At 73.5% G+C, this 1,474-nt stretch carries 1 protein-coding gene; it reads left to right on the top strand.

Annotation, left to right across the window (positions count from 1 at the left end; translation table 11 throughout):
* Positions 1-13 precede the first annotated feature (13 nt).
* Positions 14-1,474, top strand: a 1,461-nt coding sequence (locus D474_RS27340) for an AMP-binding protein (RefSeq protein ID WP_239646979.1), incomplete at its 3' end; no start/stop codon positions are given.

Raw genomic sequence — 1,474 nt, 5'->3', positions numbered from 1 at the left:
CGGGGTCCCCGCCATGGGGCGGCTCGGCTCGGCAGCGCTCAGCGTGCCCACCATGGTCGTCAACATCCTCCCGCTGCGTGTGCGGGTGGACCCCCGGAGCACCCCCGCCGATCTCGTGCGCCGGGTGAGCACACGGCTCGGTGAACTGCGCGCCCACCAGAACCACCGTGCCGAGGACATCCGCCGCGCCCTCGGACTCGTCGGCCGGGAGAGCGGGCTGTACGGGCCGGTGATCAACATCAAGGCCTTCGACGACGACCTGCGCTTCGGCGACGTGCGCGCCACCGCCCGCACCCTCTCCGAAGGGCCGATCGACGACCTCTCCCTGACCGTGCACGCGGACCGCGCCACCGGCGGGCTCCGGTTCGAGTACAACGCCAACGCCGACGGCCACACCGCCGAGGACCTGCGCCAACGCTCCGCCGAGTTCTCCCGCTTCCTCGAGGGCTTCAACGGATCCGACCCCGCATCCCCTGCCCCCGTCGGCCACCTGGACACCGTCTCCGACGAGGAGTACGAGGCCCACCGCGCGGTCGACCGGGCCACCGTCCGCGAGCTCCCGTCGGCCACCATCACCGAGCAGGTGCGCGCCCGGGCACACCGGACGCCCGACGCGGTCGCCGTGCGGGCGGACGGGCAGCAACTCACCTACGCCGAACTCGAGGAGCGCGCCGACCGTCTGGCCGTACGGCTGCGCGCACACGGCGCAGGCCCCGAACGGGTCGTCGCCGTCGCCTTGCCCCGCGGTGCGGACCTGGCCGCGGCCTTGCTCGCCGTCCCGCGGACCGGTGCGGCCTTCCTCCCCCTGGACCCCGACTTCCCGCGGGACCGCATCGCGTACATGCTCGAGGACGCCGGCGCCCTGGTGCTCCTGACCGACCGGGAACTCTCCGGCCGACTGCCCCAGGGCACGCCCCGGCTGCTCGTCGAGGAGACCGACGAGCCCGCCCCGGAGCAGGTACACCCGGCCCCCGAGCCCGTGACCGGTGACGCACTGGCCTACATCCTCTACACCTCAGGATCCACCGGCCGCCCCAAGGGTGTGGCCGTCTCCGAGCAGTCCCTGCGCAACTTCCTCGCCGACATGGGCGCACGAGTTCCCCTCGCCCCGGGGGACCGCTGGGCGGCAGTGACCACCATCGGCTTCGACATCTCCCTGCTCGAGGTCCACCTGCCGCTCCTGGCCGGGGCGACCCTCGACCTTGTCGACCGCGACACCGCTCGCGACCCGCGGGCCCTGGCCGCCCACCTGGGACACGGCGGAGCCACCGTCATGCAGGCCACACCCACGCTGTGGCGCTCCCTGACCGATGAAGCCCCCCACGCACTGGAGGGGTTGCGCGTCCTTGTCGGAGGTGAGGCCCTGCCGCCCGACCTGGCCCAGGAGCTCACCGCCCGTGCCTCCGAAGTGGTCAACCTCTACGGGCCCACCGAGACCACCATCTGGTCCACCGCCTCGACCGTGCGCCCGGGC

Origin of the sequence: Nocardiopsis salina YIM 90010 (assembly GCF_000341025.1) — a bacterium.
Taxonomy (GTDB): Bacteria; Actinomycetota; Actinomycetes; order Streptosporangiales; family Streptosporangiaceae; genus Nocardiopsis; species Nocardiopsis salina.
Note: the sequence above shows the minus strand (reverse complement) of the source record. Positions and strands in the feature narration are given on the sequence as shown.